Origin of the sequence: Duganella caerulea, from assembly GCF_040362985.1 — a bacterium.
Taxonomy (GTDB): Bacteria; Pseudomonadota; Gammaproteobacteria; order Burkholderiales; family Burkholderiaceae_D; genus Rugamonas; species Rugamonas vulcania.
The window spans coordinates 24166-40713 of sequence record NZ_BPWJ01000012.1 but is presented as its reverse complement, the minus strand read 5'-3'; the positions used below and the strand labels follow the sequence as shown (position 1 = coordinate 40713).

The window sequence follows — 16548 nt, the reverse complement described above, 5'->3', positions numbered from 1 at the left end:
TGCCCCTATGAATCACCCTATCCCTGTACAACCGGTCGCTACGCCAGCGCGTGGCGATTCCAGCATCGGCGGTCTGTTGCTCGAGTCCGGCAAGATCACGCCGGAAAGCGCGGAGCGCGTGCTGCGCATGCAAAAGGAGCTGGGCATTCGCTTCGGCGAAGCGGCGCAACGCCTGGGCCTGATCACGGAGGCCGACATCCAGCAAGTGCTGGCGCGGCAGTTCGACTATCCTTACCTGCAGGCGGGCGAGGGCAAGTACTCGACCCACCTGGTGGCGGCGTACCAGCCCTTCAGTCCGCAGGTGGAGATCCTGCGCGCGGTGCGCAGCCAGCTGATGCTGCGCTGGTTCGCCCGTGGCCGCAAGGCGCTGGTGATCGTCGGCGTCGAATCGGGCGATGGCGCCAGCATGTTTGCCGCCAATCTGGCGGTGGTGTTCTCGCAGCTGGGCGAGTCGACCTTGCTGGTCGACGCCAATCTGCGCACCCCGAGTCAGCACGAAATTTTCGACGTCAGCGGCCGCCAGGGCTTGTCCGACATGCTGGCCGGTCGCGCCGAACTCGATGTCATCGCCAAGGTGCCGGCGTTTGTCGACCTGTCGGTGCTGACCGCCGGCACGCAGCCGCCCAACCCGCAGGAATTGCTCAGCCGTAGCTCCTTCGGCAATGTCAACACCCAGCTGGAAAGCCGTTTCGATGTCGTGCTGTACGACTGCGCGGCGTACTCGGCCGGCTCGGACTCGCTGGCGATCGCCGCGCGTGCCGGCGGGGTGCTGTTGGTGGCGCGCCAGAACAAGACGCCGCTGGACAAGCTCCAGGAGTTGAGCGAGCAGATGGCGCACGGTGGCGCCCAGGTGGTCGGTTCGGTACTCGTGGACTTTTAATGATCCAGGCAGAGAAATCGGGGCGGCTCCTGCCGCCGGTCGATGTCACGCTGCTGCCCATGGTACTGGGCTTCCTTGCGCTTTACATTCCGACCTTTTATGGACTGCTGACCGGCGTGTGGACGACGGAGGAGCAGGCGCACGGCCCCATCATCCTGGCGCTGGCGTTGTGGCTGATGGTGCGCAAGTGGCCGGAAGTGCGGGCGCAGGCGCGGCCTGCCACAGGCGGGCAACGCGTTGCCGCCTGGGCGTTGTTGCTGTTCGCGATGACGCTATACCTGCTGGGCCGCTCGCAGGGCATCCTCAGCTTCGAGATCGGTTCCTTCATCGTCACGTTGTTCGTGCTGGTCTGGCTGTATCTGGGCGCACGCAGCCTGGCCATCATGTGGTTCGCATTTTTCTTCATGTTGTTCATGGTGCCGCTGCCGGGGGCGCTGGTCAGCGCGCTGACCATGCCGATGAAGATGGCGGTCTCGTACGTAACCGAGCACGTGCTGTACTGGCTGGGCTATCCGATCGCGCGGACCGGCGTGATCTTGCAGATCGGCCAGTATCAGCTGCTGGTGGCGGACGCCTGCGCCGGATTGCAGACCCTGTTGACGCTCGAGTCGCTGGGGCTGTTCTATCTGAACGTGGTGCGCCACACGGCGCCGCTGCGCAACATCGGGCTGGCGATACTGATCATCCCGATTTCGTTTACCGCGAACGTGATCCGCGTCATGACCCTGACCTTGATCACCTATTACTTCGGCGACGCGGCGGGGCAGGGTTTCCTGCACGGCTTTGCCGGCATGGTGTTGTTTGTTAGCGCGTTGACGTTGATTATCGGACTCGATAGTTTGCTGCAGTGGATAGCGCGCGTACGTGGTGGTGTCGCGCCGCCTGCGAAGGTGACGGCATGAATAAAGCCTGGATAAATAGTCTGGCGCTCGCCAGCGTGATGGTGGCGTCGGCCATAGGCGCCAAGGTATTGACGCCGACCGTGCACCTGGCGCAGACTTCCGCCCCGCTGGTGCTGGAGCAGGCCGTGCCGGCCAGTTTCGGCGACTGGCGCGAGGAGCGTGACATGGGGGCGGCGGTCATCAACCCGGAGACCGCCCGCGTGCTGAAGCAGATTTATTCGCAGACCTTGTCGCGTACCTACGTCAACAGCAAGGGAGAACGCATCATGCTGTCGATCGCCTATGGTGGCGACCAGACCGATACCATGCAAGTGCATTACCCGGAAGTGTGCTATCCGGCGCAGGGCTTCATGCTCATGTCGCTCGTGCCGGATGTGTTGCGTACCACGCGGCGCGCTTTGCCCGTCAAGCGCCTCGAGACCAACCTGTCGAACCAGCGCTTCGAGCCTGTGACGTACTGGACCACCGTGGGGCAGGCGGTCGTGACCGGGGGAATGCGCAAGAAACTGATTGAAATGCGCTACGGGCTGCTGGAGGGCATCATTCCCGATGGCTTGCTGTTCCGGGTCTCGTCGATCGACACCGACACGGCGCACGCCTACCAATTGCACGATCGCTTTGTGCGCGATCTGGAACCTCATCTTGCGCCAGCGGTTGCCGCGCGCCTGATGGGGGCCGCGGAATAACTCGCCTTTAACTCTGACTACGATATCACCATGCCGACAATCTATTTTGCGGGACAGACTAACTTTGGCAATCGCGGTTGCGAAGCGCTGATACGGTCCAGTGTCAAAACCATACGCCAGCGTATGCCGGACGCCCAGTTCCTGGTGCCGACCGCGCAGCAGCTGGAGGATGCGCCGCAATGGCCGGATGCCGCCAACCACGGGGTGCGCTTTATCGCCGCCGAGCCCATGCCCGGCCTGATACGCTGGTGGAGCCGGGCGCGCCGCCTGTGGCGCGGCATCGAGGGCAGGCCGCCGTCGTTCCGCCTCAGTGCGCCCACGCAGAGCGCGCTGGACGCCAGCGATGTGCTGATCATGACCGGCGGCGACATCATCTCCCTCGACTACGGTCTGGAGTCGCTGTATTACTGGGTGCGGATTTGCGAGGCCGCAATGGACGCCGGCAAGCCGGCCGTGTTGTGGGCCGGCTCGGTGGGCCCGTTCACCAAATCGCCCTCGGCCGAGGCGCGCATGGCGCGTTTCCTCAAGCGTTTCGATCTGATCACCGTCAGGGAAACGTCCAGCCTGGCATATTTGCAAAAGCTCGGGGTGGAGCGGGTCGAGTTGGTGGCCGACCCTGCCTTCGTGCTCGATTTTGAGGCGGCGCCGAGCGCGCCAACCGCGCTGCTGGAAGCCGGCCGGCCGGTGCTGGGTTTCAATGTCAGCCCGCTGATCCGGAAATTCCGCGATACGGCGGAAAACAAGGATGAACTGGATCAAGAGGTGGTGGCTTTCCTGGTCGCGACGCTGCGCCAGAATTCGCTCAATGTGTTGCTGATTCCTCATGTGGATCCGCTCGACGGCGCCGTTGAAAACAGCGATTCGGCCTATATGAAAGGTATCCTGGCCAAAGTGCGGGCGGCCGGCCTGGGCGCCGACCGCATTGATATCCTGCCGCCGACGTTCAATACGGCGCAGCTGAAGGACGTCATCCGCCGTTGCACCTACTTCATGGGCGCGCGTACCCACGCGACCGTGGCCGCGCTGTCGCAGGGCGTGCCGACCACCTCGATCGCCTACAGCATCAAGGCCAAGGGCATCAACCAGGACTTGTTCGGCCATTTGCGCTTTGTGCTGGAAACGCCGGCGGTGACCAAGGCGAGCCTGTCGGCCCACCTGACGCTGCTGGAAACCGAAGCCGAAGCCATACGTGCGCAGCTGGCCGGTCGCTTGCCGGAATGGAAACAGCGTGCCGGTGTATCCGCGCAATTGCTGCAGACTCTGATGACCACGGCATAGCGAGCACGGTTTGCGTAAAATACTCGTCATATTCCTGGTGCTGTTTCTTAGCCTGCTGGCTGGCTTGATCGCCGCCAGCGGCTCGACTATTTTTGTCGTTGCCTTCGCCGGCATGTGCGGCGCGGTGTTCCTTGCCTTCTCGCCCGCGCTGCTGTTTGGGTCGATGATTGTGTTCAGCCTGGCGGTCACCGGGGTGGCGGAATTCTATTTCTTCATCAATCAGGTCAACTGGGTGGCATCGCTGATGGGGCTGGCGTTGCTGGTGATGGCGTTGTTGACCAATCTGAAGTCGACGCAACGCCAACCATTGCGCGTGCGTCCGCCGTTACCCAGCACCACTCCGCTGATCGTGCTCTACGTGCTGCTGTTGTTGCTGTCGAGCGCGATGAACCAGGTGCCGCTGGTGCAGTTGCTGATCGGCGTGCGCTACTACCTGTGTTATTTGGGCGTGTATTTCGCGCTGCAAAGCTATGCCAACAGCGATAGAGAGCAACAGCTGTGGGTCAAGATGTTGCTTGGTTTTGGCTTGGTGCAGCTGCCGTTCTGTCTGCATCAGGCAATCTTTATCGCCCCCAAACGCGCGCACTCGCTACAGGCGGTCGGGGAGGGCGTCGAGTCCATCGTCGGCAGTTTTGGCGGCAACCAGCTGGGCGGCGGTTACACCGGCGAGATGGCGGTGTTTATGCTGATGGCCAGCGCGCTGGCGATCGCCCTGGCGCCGTCGCTGAAGCGTGGTCGTCTTCTGGCGACGGTCATGTGCATCTGCGCGCTTGGTTGTGTCGGCTTGGCCGAAACTAAAATCGTGTTCGTGCTCACGCCGGTCGTGATGGGCATCGTGCTGTGGGAGCAGATCCGCGCGTCTTCACGCTATATGTTCGGCGTGCTGTTCGGCGCCGCGAGCGCGTTGGGTTTGATCGGCGCGGTGTATGCCTGGCGTTTCTGGACCAAGGGACCGGGCGAATTCTGGCATGCGTTCACGTATTCCTTTGATCCTAATTTCATGGTGGATAGATTGCATCGTGGCCGAGTGGCAACACTTGTGCATTGGTGGGATCACAACGTGCTACACTTTGACCTGCTGCATTCGCTGCTTGGATATGGTATGGGAGCCTCGGTAGAGCAAAGTAGTATTTTGCGTGCCGGTAACGCGGTGTTACTGTTTGGTGTTGGCCTGGACGCCCACGCCGCCAGTAAATTGCTTTGGGATGGCGGGCTGCTGGGATTCGGGATGTTGGGATTGATTATCCTGCGCAGCGGATGGAACGCGCATCGCGCGGTCACCATGGCCGGGATCCCTGACTTCCACCGTAATGTTTTAAAGATGGCACGCGCCGCGATGTTCTGTTTCGCGGCCATGCTTCCATATCAAGTGTCGATCGTCGGCGGTGCGCCCATGCAGTTCCTGTTCTGGTTCTTCGTGGGGTATATCGAATACTGGCGTGCTCAGGCACGGGGGAACTAATATGTTGAACAAGAAAATTTTGGTGGCTAGTATCAGCGGAGGCTTCGCGGTAGCCGTCGCTGCGGCTGCTTGGGCCGCCACGGCTGTCCCTGCGCCTTCTTATCTGGTGCAGGCGAGCTCGGCGTATAGCGTGGCGATCGATGATGTACAGATTTCGCCCTACGACGCCAAGAATCTGTTTGGTACGCACTCCATGTGGTACGGCACGCAGGAGTTAGTCCAGCCGAACGGCACCCCCTACCCTGTGCTGACCAACTTCCTCAAAACCACCGGCGGCGTCATGCGCTACGGCGGCAGCGCCAACGAGGCCTCCTACAGTATTTGTGCTGGTGCGCAAGCGACACGGCCGGCGACCAAGGTGGTGGACTGGCTGGGACCGGTCAAATGCACCTTCGGTATTCCCGAATACGTCAGCCTGGTCAAGGCCACCGGCGGTACGGTGTCTTGGACATTGGCTGATATCGCGGGTATCAACTACAAATTGTTTACTTCTGATGAGCTTGACAAAGAGGCCACCCAGGCGGCCACGTATGTCAAGAGCCAGGCGCCGACCCTCAGCCGTTATTGGGAACTGGGGAATGAACTGGAGCGCGGCAAGTATAAATGGTCGCCCGAGTTCCTGGCCAGCCGCGCCAGTCAGGCCGCCAAGGCGATTCGTAAGGTCGATCCGGATGCCAAGCTCGTGTTGCCGCTGATTGAATTTGATGCTCCTTGGCAACCGCCGAAGAAGGTATTCAATGAGCGCCTGCTGCGCGCAATGACGCAGCCGGTCAATGGCGTCGCGTTCCACCTTTATTATGATGGCCCGCCGTCCGGTCCGACGGTGTCCACGCAACTCAGCACGGTAACGGATGCGGCAAAGCTGTATAAAACTGTTACCGGCACCAATGCGGCGATATGGATCACCGAGCATGCCCGTTGGCCTCAGGGGGAAACCTTGTCTAACTGGAGCGATTTCTGGTATCGCACCAGCGACATGGATGGCTTGATCGGCACCGCGGACTTTTTGCTGACCGCATCGCAGATCCCGGAAGTGGCGGGCGTGATGGTGCATGGCGTGCGGGCCGGCCCATGGAACCTGTTCGAGAAGGTGGCGGGCAAGGATCCGACGCTGACCGGTGTCGGCATGTTGTACTCGACGCTGGCCGCGAGCAAGCCGTCGTTGCGGATGCAAACCCGTACCACCAGCAAGAACCAGAGTGGCTACCCGGGTGGCTATGAGTTCCGTGCGGCCGCCTTCAAGACCGCCGACAAGAAGTCGCTGGCGATCTGGATGGTCAATCGTAACACTGCCGCCATCTCGGTCGACACCCTTCTGCCGGCCAGCATGAGCGGTGCCGCGCTGACCAGCTCGACAGTGATCGATTGCACCATCGACGCCGGCAAATGCGGCGCCAACGACTTCCGTCGTGCCAGCCTGCCGTCGGCATCGATCAGGCGGATCGCCAGCAATGTCACCCTGAAACTGCCGGCGCGCTCCATCTCGGTGCTCGTCTTTACCGCTCCGTGACGCCGCCATTGCGTGTCCTGCTGTCAGCCTTCGCCTGCGACCCGGTCTTCGGATCGGACGAGGAAGTCGGCTGGCAGTGGGCCAGGCAACTGGCCATGCATGGTTGTGATGTGCATGTGCTGACCCGGCGCAGCCACCAGCAAGAAATCGAGCGCGCGGTGGCCGTCATGCCGGAGATGGCGCGGGTCACCTTCCACTATGTCGACCTCGACCGCCTGCACGGGGTGCTGAAACGGGTTAACCGGCGCAACCACCTGTATTACTATTTCTGGCAGTGGCAAGCCTATCGGCGCGCGCGCGCGCTGCACGCCACGGCACGGTTCGACCTGGTGCACCACGTCACCTGGGTCAGTTTCCGCCAGCCCAGTTTCATGGGCCGGCTCGGCATTCCCTTCTATTTCGGTCCCGTGGCCGGTGGCGACGAGATCCCTGCCGGCTATGCGCGCAATTTCGCCCCCAAGCAAAAGGTGGTCGAGGTGGTGCGCGGCATCGCCAACCGGCTGGTGCGTTACGACCCCTTGATGCGCATGACGTTCGGCCAGGCCGAGCGCCTGTTCGTCACATCGGCTGGCCACCTGTCGCGGTTGCCCGTTGCGGCGGCGGCCAAGGCGCGGGTCGAGCTGGCCATTGGCATGGACGCGCTGGCGCAGATGCCTGTCGTGGCGCGCGGCGCCGGCGGACAGCGCCTGCTGTTTGCCGGCCGATGCATAGGCTGGAAAGGCATGGACCTGGGTTTGCAAATCTTCGCCCGCATGCGCAGCCGCGCGCCCGGCGTCACGCTGACCATCGTTGGTGATGGCGCCGACCGCGCGCGCTGGATGCGCAGCGCCGAGGCGCTGGGCGTGGCCGACGCGATCGACTGGCGCGGGTGGCTGACCAAGGATGCAGTGCAGCAAATGTACGCGGAATTTGATATGCTGTTCTATCCCAGCCTGCGCGACTCCGGTGGCTTCGTTGTCATGGAGGCGCTGAGCGCCGGCCTGCCGGTGGCGTGCTTCAAGCTGGGCGGGCCCGGCGTGGTGGTGGACGACAGCTGCGGTGTGGCTGTCGAGGCGACGGAAGACATGGAGGCGACCGTGGAGCGTTACGCCACCGCGGCGCTGGCGCTGCTGGAACGCAGTCATGCGGAGCCGGGTTTGGCCCAGGCCTGTCGCGACCGGGTGCAAAATTTCACATGGCGCGCCTTGATCGAACGTATCTATGGCGGCCTGCCGAATCAACCAGGAGCAGCATGAAAATAGAAGTTGTCAGTTTCACCGGCGATTCCGGCCTGGCCGATTACGCCGTGTCGTTGGCGCGCGCGCTGGTGCGCAGTGCCCAGACCAGTCTGGTGACGGCGGCATCGCTGCCGGCCCGTTTCGACGAGCTGGGCTTTACGGTGCGGCGGGTGTTCCGCCGCTCGCGTCATTATCCGCTCGATATGCTGCGCTTTGGCGTCGGCGTGTTGCGCCGCCGGCCGGACTGGCTGGTACTGCAAGGCCCATTGAAAGTGGCGCTGCTGGACGGCGTGTTGATGCGGCTGCTGCGGCTGGGCGGCGTGCGCTGCGCGGTCACCGTGCACGATGTGCTGCCGCATTATCCGCGGCCCTGGAGCCGGGCCGAGTTCGGCTTTTACTACCGCTCCTTCCAGCGCGTGATCGTCCATTCGGCGGCGGCGCTCGAAGGCGTGCGCAAGCTGGGCGTCACCGGTGAGGTGCTGGTGGTGCCGCACGGAATCTACGATATTTTCAATTTGAGCGGCGTCAGCCGCAGCGCGGCGCGCGCCAAGGTCGGCGCGCTCGGCGACGATGACTTTGTGGTGCTGTTCTTCGGTAACCTGGAGACGCGCAAGGGCTTGCTGCCATTCCTGGAAGCGGCCCGCCTGCTGGCGGGAGAGCGTCGCGTGCGCATGGTGCTAGCGGGCAGCAACAGTGTATCCGGCAAGGATGCCCAGCGCCTGGACGCGGCCCGCAATGAACCCAATGTGCTGGTGCACGACCGCCGCATCCCGTTCGAGGACGTGGAAAACTATTTCGCCGCGTGCGACCTGGTGGCGCTGCCGTATCTGGAGGGCACCACAAGTGGCGTGCTCAAGCTCGCGCTGGCGTTTGGCAAGCCGGTCGTGGCGACCCGCGTCGGCGATTTTCCCGAACAGGTGCCGGCCGGTGCCGGGGTGTTCCTGGAGAACGACGCGCACCTGCCGGCGGCGCTGGCCGAGGCGGTGCTGCGGATGGCCGCCGACTACCCTGCCTACGCGGGCGCCATGGCCGCCGCCGGCCAGCACGCCCAATGGCCCGACATCGCCGGCAACGTCATGACCTACCTGAAATCCTGAAGCGCATGCCTAAACTCGTCAGTATCAACAACTACCACTACCGCCGCGGCGGCTCCGACGTGGTCTACCTCGACCATGCGGCGTTGATGGAAGAGCAGGGCTGGAGCAACGCCTTCTTTTCGATGCACCACCCGAAAAACATGGCCACGCCGTGGTCCGACTACTTTATCGACGAGATCGAGTTCGGCCACGCCTACAGCCTCGGCCAGAAGCTGGCGATGGCGTCCAAGGTGGTGTATTCGCGCGAGGCGCAGCGCAAGCTGGGCCGTTTGCTGCAGGATTTCCGCCCGGACGTGGCGCACCTGCACTGCATCTACCACCACCTGTCGCCGTCCATCCTGAGCACGATGAAGGATGCCGGCGTGCCGATCGTGATGACCGCGCACGACCTGAAGATCGCCTGCCCGGCCTACAAGATGCTCAACAGCACAGGCATCTGTGAAAAATGCAAGGGCGGCAACCTGCTGAACGTGGTCAAGCACCGCTGCGTGCGCGACTCGCTGGCGGCCAGCGCCATCGTCATGGTCGAGAGCGGCGTGCACCGCCTGCTCAACAGCTATCAGGGCAAACTGGACAAGGTGGTGGTGCCCAGCCGCTTCTTCATGGAAAAGTTCATCGAGTGGGGCTGGCCGCGCGAGCGTTTCGCGTACATCCCCAACTACGTCGACTCGACCCGCTTCACCCCCGCCTACGACAGCGGCGATTATTTCCTGTACTTCGGCCGCATGGCGCCGGAGAAGGGCGTGGCCACGCTGCTGCGGGCGGCGGCCGCCGCCGGCGTCAAGCTCAAGCTGGCCGGCACCGGCCCGATCGAGGCCGAACTGCACGCGCTGGCCGCCGGCCTGGGCGGCGACATCGAGTTCCTCGGCTACCGCTCCGGCAGCGAATTGCACGACCTGATCCGCCAGGCGCGCGCCGTGGTGCTGCCGTCCGAGTGGTACGAGAACGCCCCGATGAGCGTGCTGGAGAGCTTCGCGCTGGGCACGCCGGTGATCGGCGCCGACATCGGCGGCATCCCGGAAATGGTGCTGGAAGGCCAGACCGGCTGGACCTTTGAAAGCGGCAACGTGGCGGCGCTGACCGAATTGCTGTCCCGCGTCAACGGGCTGGGCGACGCCGGGCGCGCCGCCGTGGGCCGAGGCGCGCGCGAGCACGTCAGCACCCAGTTCAACCGCGCCGGCTACCTGCGCGCCACGCTGGAGCTGTATGCCGGGCTGGGCGTGGCAGCGTAAGGTTTTCGTGCAGTGCAACATTTTTTATACGGAACCGGGCAAACCGGGGCGCGCGTGCGATAATATAATGATACCTTGTCAATGTTCTAAGGAATGATGGCGCAGCGGCAAGGTGTTCTCTTATCGATACCGTCTACAGGATTTTTTTTCATGCGCCGCCTCAAAGCCTATCTCCGACGCAAACTGATCGAATGCCAGCCGTGTTATGCGCGCTACACCAGCGCCAAATATTTCGTCGAAAGCCTGTACGCCCTGCGCTTCAGCCTGGTCGACATGCGCCAGGTCTGGCGTCATATGTACTGGGGCCATGAACAAAGCATGGCGGCCGGGCAGTTGCAGGCCAAGTTGCTGTTCTATTACCACAAGATCGAAAAAGGCCTGTGCATGCCGGGCCGCAAGCGGCTGTTCGCGCTGGACGTGATTCCGCGCGTCATCGGCCTGCTGGAAACCTGGGAAAACCAGGGCAACAGCCGCCAGGACCCCATCTACCTGGGCGCCGTCAGCAGCCTGCGGGCCTACGGCGAGCGGATACGCGAGTCCGGACTCGATCCCCAGTTGCAGATCTTGCCGGTGGTGGACGCCTTCCTGGCCAGCCGCACGCCGTCGCCGGCCGAGCAGGCGACGCCGATCACCATTTCCGAGCAGCAGGTCGAAGCGCTGGTCGACTACCCGCAATTCCGCGCGCTGTGCGAGACCCGCCGCAGCTTCCGCGATTTCCGCGACCAGCCGGTGCCCGAGCAGCTGCTGCGCCAGGCGGTCGAGCTGGCCCAGCTGAGCCCTTCGGCCTGCAACCGCCAGCCGTGCCGCGCCTACGTGGTGACGGCGCCGGAACTCAAGCAGCGCCTGCTGAGCTGCCAGAACGGCAACGCCGGCTTCGGCCACCTGGCGCCGGTGGTCTTTGCGATCACCGCCGACATGACCCATTTCTTTGGCGCCACCGAGCGCCATCAGCCCTACGTCGATGGCGGCTTGTTCTCGATGTCGATGCTGTACGCGCTGCAGGTGCAGGGGCTGGTGAGCTGCTGCCTGAACTGGTGCGTCACGCCGGACACCGACGCCCGCGCCCATAAGCTGCTGGGCTTGCCGGATTCCGAGCGCATCATCATGCTGATGCTGGCCGGTTATCCGCCCGAACAAACCCAGGTTCCCAAGTCGCATCGCAAGATGCTGGACCGCATACTGTTCTTCCGCTGATGTCCGGCCACTACAGCAAATCGGCGGTGCGCGCGTCGCTGCTGCATTTCATGTTCGGCAAGGCGCTCAACGCGGTCGTCAGCCTGGGGACCGTGGTGCTGCTGGCGCGCTGGATCGCACCGGCCGACTACGGCGTCTACATCGCCTTCATGGCGCTGCAGGTGAGCATGCTGGCGGTCTCGACCCTGGGGATCGAGACCACCACCGAGCGTTTCCTGCCCGAGCTGCGCACCCGGCATGCCGACCACGAACTGCTTGGCTTTGTGCTGGCCGCGCTGCTGTCGCGCATCGGCACGCTGCTGCTGATGGCGGTGGTGTGCTGGCTGGCCGCCGCGCCGATCACGGCCGCCGTCGGCGTGCCGACGCAGGCGGCCGCGTTCCGCGTCTGGGCGCTGGTGGTGCTGCTGAGCGGCGCGCTGGCGATGGCGGTGGCGCTGCAGGAGGCCATGTTGCACCAGCGCCAGGCGCAGCGGTGCATGACCGTGTACACCCTCGGCCGGCTGCTGTTGCTGGTGGCCGCGCACCAGTTCGGCCAGCTGGACCTGGCGCTGCTGGTCTGGATCGAACTGGCCGCCAACGGCCTGGCCGCGCTGATCGCGCTGACGCAGGTGCTGCGCCGTTTTGGCGGCGGCACCTGGCGCGCCGGCTGGGCCATCCTGCAGCAGCACCGCGGGCGCATGCAGCGCTTCGCGCTGTTCAATTACAGCGCCCAGGTGATTTTCCAGTTCTTCAACGCCGAAGTGATGAAGCTGCTGGTGACGCGCCTGCTGGGTGTGCTGCAGGCCGCGCGCTACGGCTTTGTCTACAGCCTGGCCGACACCGTGCAGCGCTACCTGCCGGCGGTGCTGCTGCTGCGCATGATCAAGCCGGTGTTCGTCAGCCGCTACACGCAGACCGGCGACTTTGTCCAGCTCAACCGCATGGCGCGCATCATCCTCAAGCTCAACCTGCTGCTGCTGGCGCCGGCCATCGCCGTGGCCGCCGCGTATGGCGATGACGTGCTGGGCCTGGTATCGAGCGGCAAATACGGCGACGCCCACTGGCTGCTGGTTGGCGTGCTGTGCCTGCTCATACCGGTCAGCCACCAGCAGGTGCTGTCGCTGCTGGCCAGCACGCTCGAACGCAATGCCATGCAGCTGTACGCCGGCCTGGCCTCGACCATCGCGTTTCCCTGCGCCTTGCTGCTGCTGCCGCGGCTGGGGCCGTATGGCGCTATCGCGTCGTCCGCCGTCAGTGGCCTGATTTATAATGTCTTTGCCACCTATTATCTGCGCCGGGCCGGCTACGACTACCGGCCCGACGTCCGCAGCGCGGGGGTGTTCCTGCTGGCGGGCCTGGCCTTGTACGCGGTGGCGGCGTTGTGGCGGCAATGGTGGCCGGGCTGGGGCGGCATGTTGCTGGCCGTGCCGCTGGGGACGATCGCCTACCTGCTGCTGGTGCGTTGGCTGGGGGCGTTCAGCGGCGACGAGCGGGCCATGTTGAATTCGGTATTGCCGAAAAAAGTATTCATTTTCTAGCGTCCGCCGGGCGTGCGCCGGGCGGCGCCGCCTGCGGACATTCCGCAATTTCTTCCGTATGCATGACACATGACTAACAAGACTATACGCATTCTGGGCACGCGCGGCGTGCCAGCCAACCACGGCGGCTTTGAAACCTTCGCCGAACACCTGGCCTTGTACCTGGTCGCGCGCGGCTGGCAGGTCACCGTGTATTGCCAGCAGGACGAGGGCGGTGTCGTGCACGAGGACGACTGGCGCGGCATCCGCCGGGTCCACATTCCCGTGACCCAGGGAGGCGCGCTGGGCACCATCGTGTTCGACTGGAAATCGACGCTGCACGCTTGCCGCGAGCAGGGACTGACGCTGACGCTGGGCTACAACACGGCCGTGTTCTGCGCCTGGTACCGCCTCAAGGGCCTGACCAACCTGATCAACATGGACGGCATCGAATGGCGCCGCCAGAAATGGGGCAAGGTGGCCAAGACCTGGTTCTATCTGAACGAATGGGCCGGCGCCTGGCTGGGCAACCACCTGATCGCCGACCACCCGCACATCAAGACCCACTTGAAGACCCGTGTCAGCGACGGCAAGATCACCACCATCGCCTACGGCGCGCACCGCGTGGACCAGGCCGACGCGGCGCCGCTGGCGGCCTACGGCGTCACGCCACAGCGCTACGCCATTTTGATCGCCCGCGCCGAGCCGGAAAATTCCATTCTCGAGGTGGTGCGGGCCTGGTCGCGCAAGCCGCGCGGCATGCATCTGGTGGTGCTGGGCAAGTACGACCCGGCCCACGCTTACCAGCAGGCGGTGCGCAACAGCGGTTCGGACGAAGTGTTGTTTGTCGGCGCCATCTATGACAGCACCATCGTCAACGCCCTGCGTTTCCACTCGCGCATGTACATCCACGGCCACCAGGTCGGCGGCACCAATCCTTCGCTGGTCGAGGCGCTGGCCTCGGGCAGCCCGGTGCTGGCGCAGGACAATCCGTTCAACCGCTGGGTGGCGGGCGAGGGGGCCAGCTATTTCACCGGCGAAGACGGCTGTGCGGCCGAACTCGACCGTGTGCTGGGCGACGAGCCGCTGCTGGCGCGCATGCGTGCCGCCAGCCTGGCGCGCCATGCCGAAGCCTTCACCTGGGAACAGATCCTGGCCGACTATGAACAATTGCTGCTGCAGCACGCCGGCCATCCGCAGGCCGTGGCCGCCAACGGTGGAGCGCTCCGATGAAGATCCTGGTCACGGGCGGTCTGGGTTATATCGGCTCGCACACCTGCGTCGCGCTGCTGGAGGCCGGTCATGAGCTGGTGGTGCTGGACAACCTGGCCAACGCCAAGCTGTCGGTGCAGCGGCGGGTCGAGCGCATTGCCGGCCGCGCGCTGACCTTTTGCCAGGTCGACGTCCGCGACCGCGCGGCGCTGGAGGGACTGTTCGCCAGCCACGCGCTGGAGGCGGTGGTGCATTTCGCCGGCCTGAAGGCGGTGGGCGAGTCGGTCGCCAATCCGCTGGCGTATTACGACAACAACGTCGCCGGCAGCCTGGTGCTGTTCGAGACGATGAAGAAATTCGGGGTGCGCACCCTGGTGTTCAGCTCCTCGGCCACGGTGTACGGCGATCCGGCCTCGGTGCCGATCTTCGAGCACTTCCCCCTGTCGGCCACCAATCCCTACGGCCGCAGCAAGCTGATGATCGAGGAGATGCTGCGCGACCTGGCGCTGGCCGAGCCGGGCTGGCGCATCGCGCTGCTGCGCTATTTCAATCCGGTCGGCGCCCATGAGAGCGGGTTGATCGGCGAAGACCCGAACGGCATCCCCAACAACTTGCTGCCCTACATAGCCCAGGTGGCGGCGGGGCGGCGCGACTGCTTGTCGGTGTATGGCAACGACTACGCCACCCCGGACGGCACCGGCGTGCGCGACTATATACACGTGGTCGACCTGGCGCTGGGCCATGTGCGCATGCTCGACAAGCTGGCCGGCAGCGACGGCCTGCACACCTACAACCTGGGAACCGGGCGCGGCACCTCGGTGCTGGAAATGCTGGCGGCCTTCGAGCAGGCCTGCGGCCGGCCGATCCCGCATCGCATCGTGGCGCGCCGGCCGGGCGACATCGCCAGCTGCTACGCGGACGCCGGCCGCGCCGCGCACGAGCTGGGCTGGACCGCCGAACGCGACATCGTGCAGATGTGCGCGGACGCCTGGCGCTGGCAAAGCGGCGCCGCGGCATCGGCGGAGCACGATTGAATGCATAAAGTCCATGCAATTCGGGCAATTGTGTTATGCTAGTTGCTATTATTAAAATTTTATCGGCGGAACTGCTTGTGCCGCCTCCTGATATCGACTGGAACGTATGAATACCACTATCAAATCCGCCGTATCGTCGCTGTTGTTCGCCGCCGCCGCCATGGCCGCATCGTCGGCTTCGGCCGTTACCGACATCAGCTCGCCTGACGCTGCCGTGACGCTGGGTTCCGACGGCACCGCGCACTTTGGCGACAAGTTCAAGGCCAACCAGCAGAGCGCCGTGTTCAACGACAAGTTCACCTTCACGCTGTCGGCCGCCAGCGACGTCAGCATGATTGTCACGTCGATCAGCACCAAGGCCACCAACGGCCTGAATCTGAGCGGACTGGGCCTCTACAACAGCCAGAACCAGTTGGTCGTCGGCGGCCACATGGACTTGACCAATGCCGTCACCGCTGCCGGTTTTGAAGACCAATGGAGCCTGTCGGCCCTGCATCTGGCCGGCGGCAGCTATTACTTCAAGGTTGGCGGCAACATGGTCTCGTCCGGTGGCGGCGCTTTTGCCGGCAACGGTACCGTGACGGTGGTGCCGGAACCGGCCACCTACGGCATGCTGCTTGGCGGCCTGGGTCTGGTCGGCCTGGTGGCACGCCGCCGCAAAGCAGCGTAAGTCATTTCCATCCCGGCCGTCCGGTGGCGGCCTCTTTACGATAACGGCAAAAAACATGCATAAAATTACCAAACATTTGCTGGCGGCGCTGCTGCTGGCCGGCACCACGCTGATGGCGAACGCGGCTCCGCACGACCTGAGCGCGCCGACTGCTGACCTGACCTCCGATCTGACCGACTACGGCTCGTCCGACTTTGGCCGTACCGTCAAGCTGGGCGCCAACGACCAGGCCGGTATTGCCAACAACTTCTTCACGGACCAGTACACCTTCACCACCAGCAGCACCGTCGAGATGGTAGCTCTGCTGACCTCGCAAGTTGCGGCTGCGGAAGCTGGCTTGAAGATCCGGGCGCTGAATCTGTTTGGTGCCAATGGCTTCCTGCTGGTCGGCAGCCAGGACACTGTCAATCACAATGCGCTGGATCAGGCCTGGGGCTTCGCTGGTGGCCCGCACACGCTGCTGGCAGGCACCTACACGTTGCAGGTGCTGGGCTATGTGGCGGCTAACGCTGGCGGCAGCTACAGCGCCACGATGGCAATCGATGCCGTGCCAGAACCTGCCACCTATGGCATGCTGTTGGCTGGCCTGGGTCTGGTGGTGTTTGTTGCACGTCGCCGCTCGGTCTGACCAGCACCCCGGTTGACCCCACACCTTGTCCCTCAGGACAAGGTCGAGTG

General features: G+C 64.0%; 15 protein-coding genes. All 15 read left to right on the top strand.

Going from position 1 to position 16548, the window contains the following annotated elements; all coding sequences use genetic code 11:
- Positions 1–7 precede the first annotated feature (7 nt).
- Positions 8–880 (top strand): chain length determinant protein tyrosine kinase EpsG, encoded by an 873-nt coding sequence (gene epsG, locus ACUJB0_RS27745; protein ID WP_444848073.1) that lies wholly within the window; start codon positions 8–10, stop codon positions 878–880.
- Positions 880–1782, top strand: coding sequence for an exosortase B (xrtB, locus tag ACUJB0_RS27740; RefSeq protein WP_444848072.1), 903 nt, complete (start codon positions 880–882; stop codon positions 1780–1782). The genes epsG and xrtB overlap by 1 nt, the downstream gene beginning before the upstream one ends.
- Positions 1779–2468 (top strand): exosortase-associated protein EpsI, B-type, encoded by a 690-nt coding sequence (epsI, locus tag ACUJB0_RS27735; RefSeq protein WP_444848071.1) that lies wholly within the window; start codon positions 1779–1781, stop codon positions 2466–2468. Before xrtB ends, epsI begins: the two co-directional genes overlap by 4 nt.
- A gap of 30 nt (positions 2469–2498) precedes the next feature.
- Positions 2499–3746 (top strand): polysaccharide pyruvyl transferase family protein, encoded by a 1248-nt coding sequence (locus tag ACUJB0_RS27730; RefSeq protein WP_444848070.1) that lies wholly within the window; start codon positions 2499–2501, stop codon positions 3744–3746.
- Positions 3747–3756: 10 nt separating this feature from the next.
- Positions 3757–5208, top strand: coding sequence for a hypothetical protein (locus ACUJB0_RS27725; RefSeq protein ID WP_444848069.1), 1452 nt, complete (start codon positions 3757–3759; stop codon positions 5206–5208).
- 1 nt (position 5209) lies between these two features.
- Entirely contained in the window at positions 5210–6718 is a 1509-nt protein-coding gene (locus ACUJB0_RS27720; RefSeq protein ID WP_444848068.1) for a hypothetical protein, read from the top strand.
- Positions 6715–7953 (top strand): glycosyltransferase family 4 protein, encoded by a 1239-nt coding sequence (locus ACUJB0_RS27715; protein ID WP_444848067.1) that lies wholly within the window; start codon positions 6715–6717, stop codon positions 7951–7953. Before ACUJB0_RS27720 ends, ACUJB0_RS27715 begins: the two co-directional genes overlap by 4 nt.
- Positions 7950–9032: a glycosyltransferase family 4 protein gene (locus ACUJB0_RS27710; RefSeq protein WP_444848066.1), complete on the top strand. Its 1083-nt coding sequence runs from the start codon at positions 7950–7952 to the stop codon at positions 9030–9032. Before ACUJB0_RS27715 ends, ACUJB0_RS27710 begins: the two co-directional genes overlap by 4 nt.
- Positions 9033–9037: 5 nt before the next feature.
- Positions 9038–10264, top strand: a complete 1227-nt coding sequence (locus tag ACUJB0_RS27705; protein ID WP_444848065.1) for a glycosyltransferase family 4 protein — start codon at positions 9038–9040, stop codon at positions 10262–10264.
- Positions 10265–10414: 150 nt separating this feature from the next.
- A complete protein-coding gene (locus ACUJB0_RS27700) occupies positions 10415–11458 on the top strand; it encodes a nitroreductase family protein (RefSeq protein ID WP_444848064.1) in 1044 nt (347 codons plus the stop codon).
- Positions 11458–12975 (top strand): oligosaccharide flippase family protein, encoded by a 1518-nt coding sequence (locus ACUJB0_RS27695; protein WP_444848063.1) that lies wholly within the window; start codon positions 11458–11460, stop codon positions 12973–12975. Before ACUJB0_RS27700 ends, ACUJB0_RS27695 begins: the two co-directional genes overlap by 1 nt.
- A gap of 69 nt (positions 12976–13044) precedes the next feature.
- Positions 13045–14187, top strand: a complete 1143-nt coding sequence (locus ACUJB0_RS27690) for a DUF1972 domain-containing protein (RefSeq protein ID WP_444848062.1) — start codon at positions 13045–13047, stop codon at positions 14185–14187.
- Complete coding sequence (galE, locus tag ACUJB0_RS27685) at positions 14184–15200, top strand: UDP-glucose 4-epimerase GalE (RefSeq protein ID WP_444848061.1); 1017 nt, start codon at positions 14184–14186, stop codon at positions 15198–15200. Before ACUJB0_RS27690 ends, galE begins: the two co-directional genes overlap by 4 nt.
- A 106-nt stretch (positions 15201–15306) precedes the next feature.
- On the top strand, positions 15307–15870 hold the full coding sequence (locus tag ACUJB0_RS27680; RefSeq protein WP_444848060.1) for an FxDxF family PEP-CTERM protein: 564 nt from the start codon (positions 15307–15309) through the stop codon (positions 15868–15870).
- A gap of 55 nt (positions 15871–15925) precedes the next feature.
- Positions 15926–16498 (top strand): FxDxF family PEP-CTERM protein, encoded by a 573-nt coding sequence (locus ACUJB0_RS27675; protein ID WP_444848059.1) that lies wholly within the window; start codon positions 15926–15928, stop codon positions 16496–16498.
- The last annotated feature ends 50 nt before the right edge of the window (positions 16499–16548 follow it).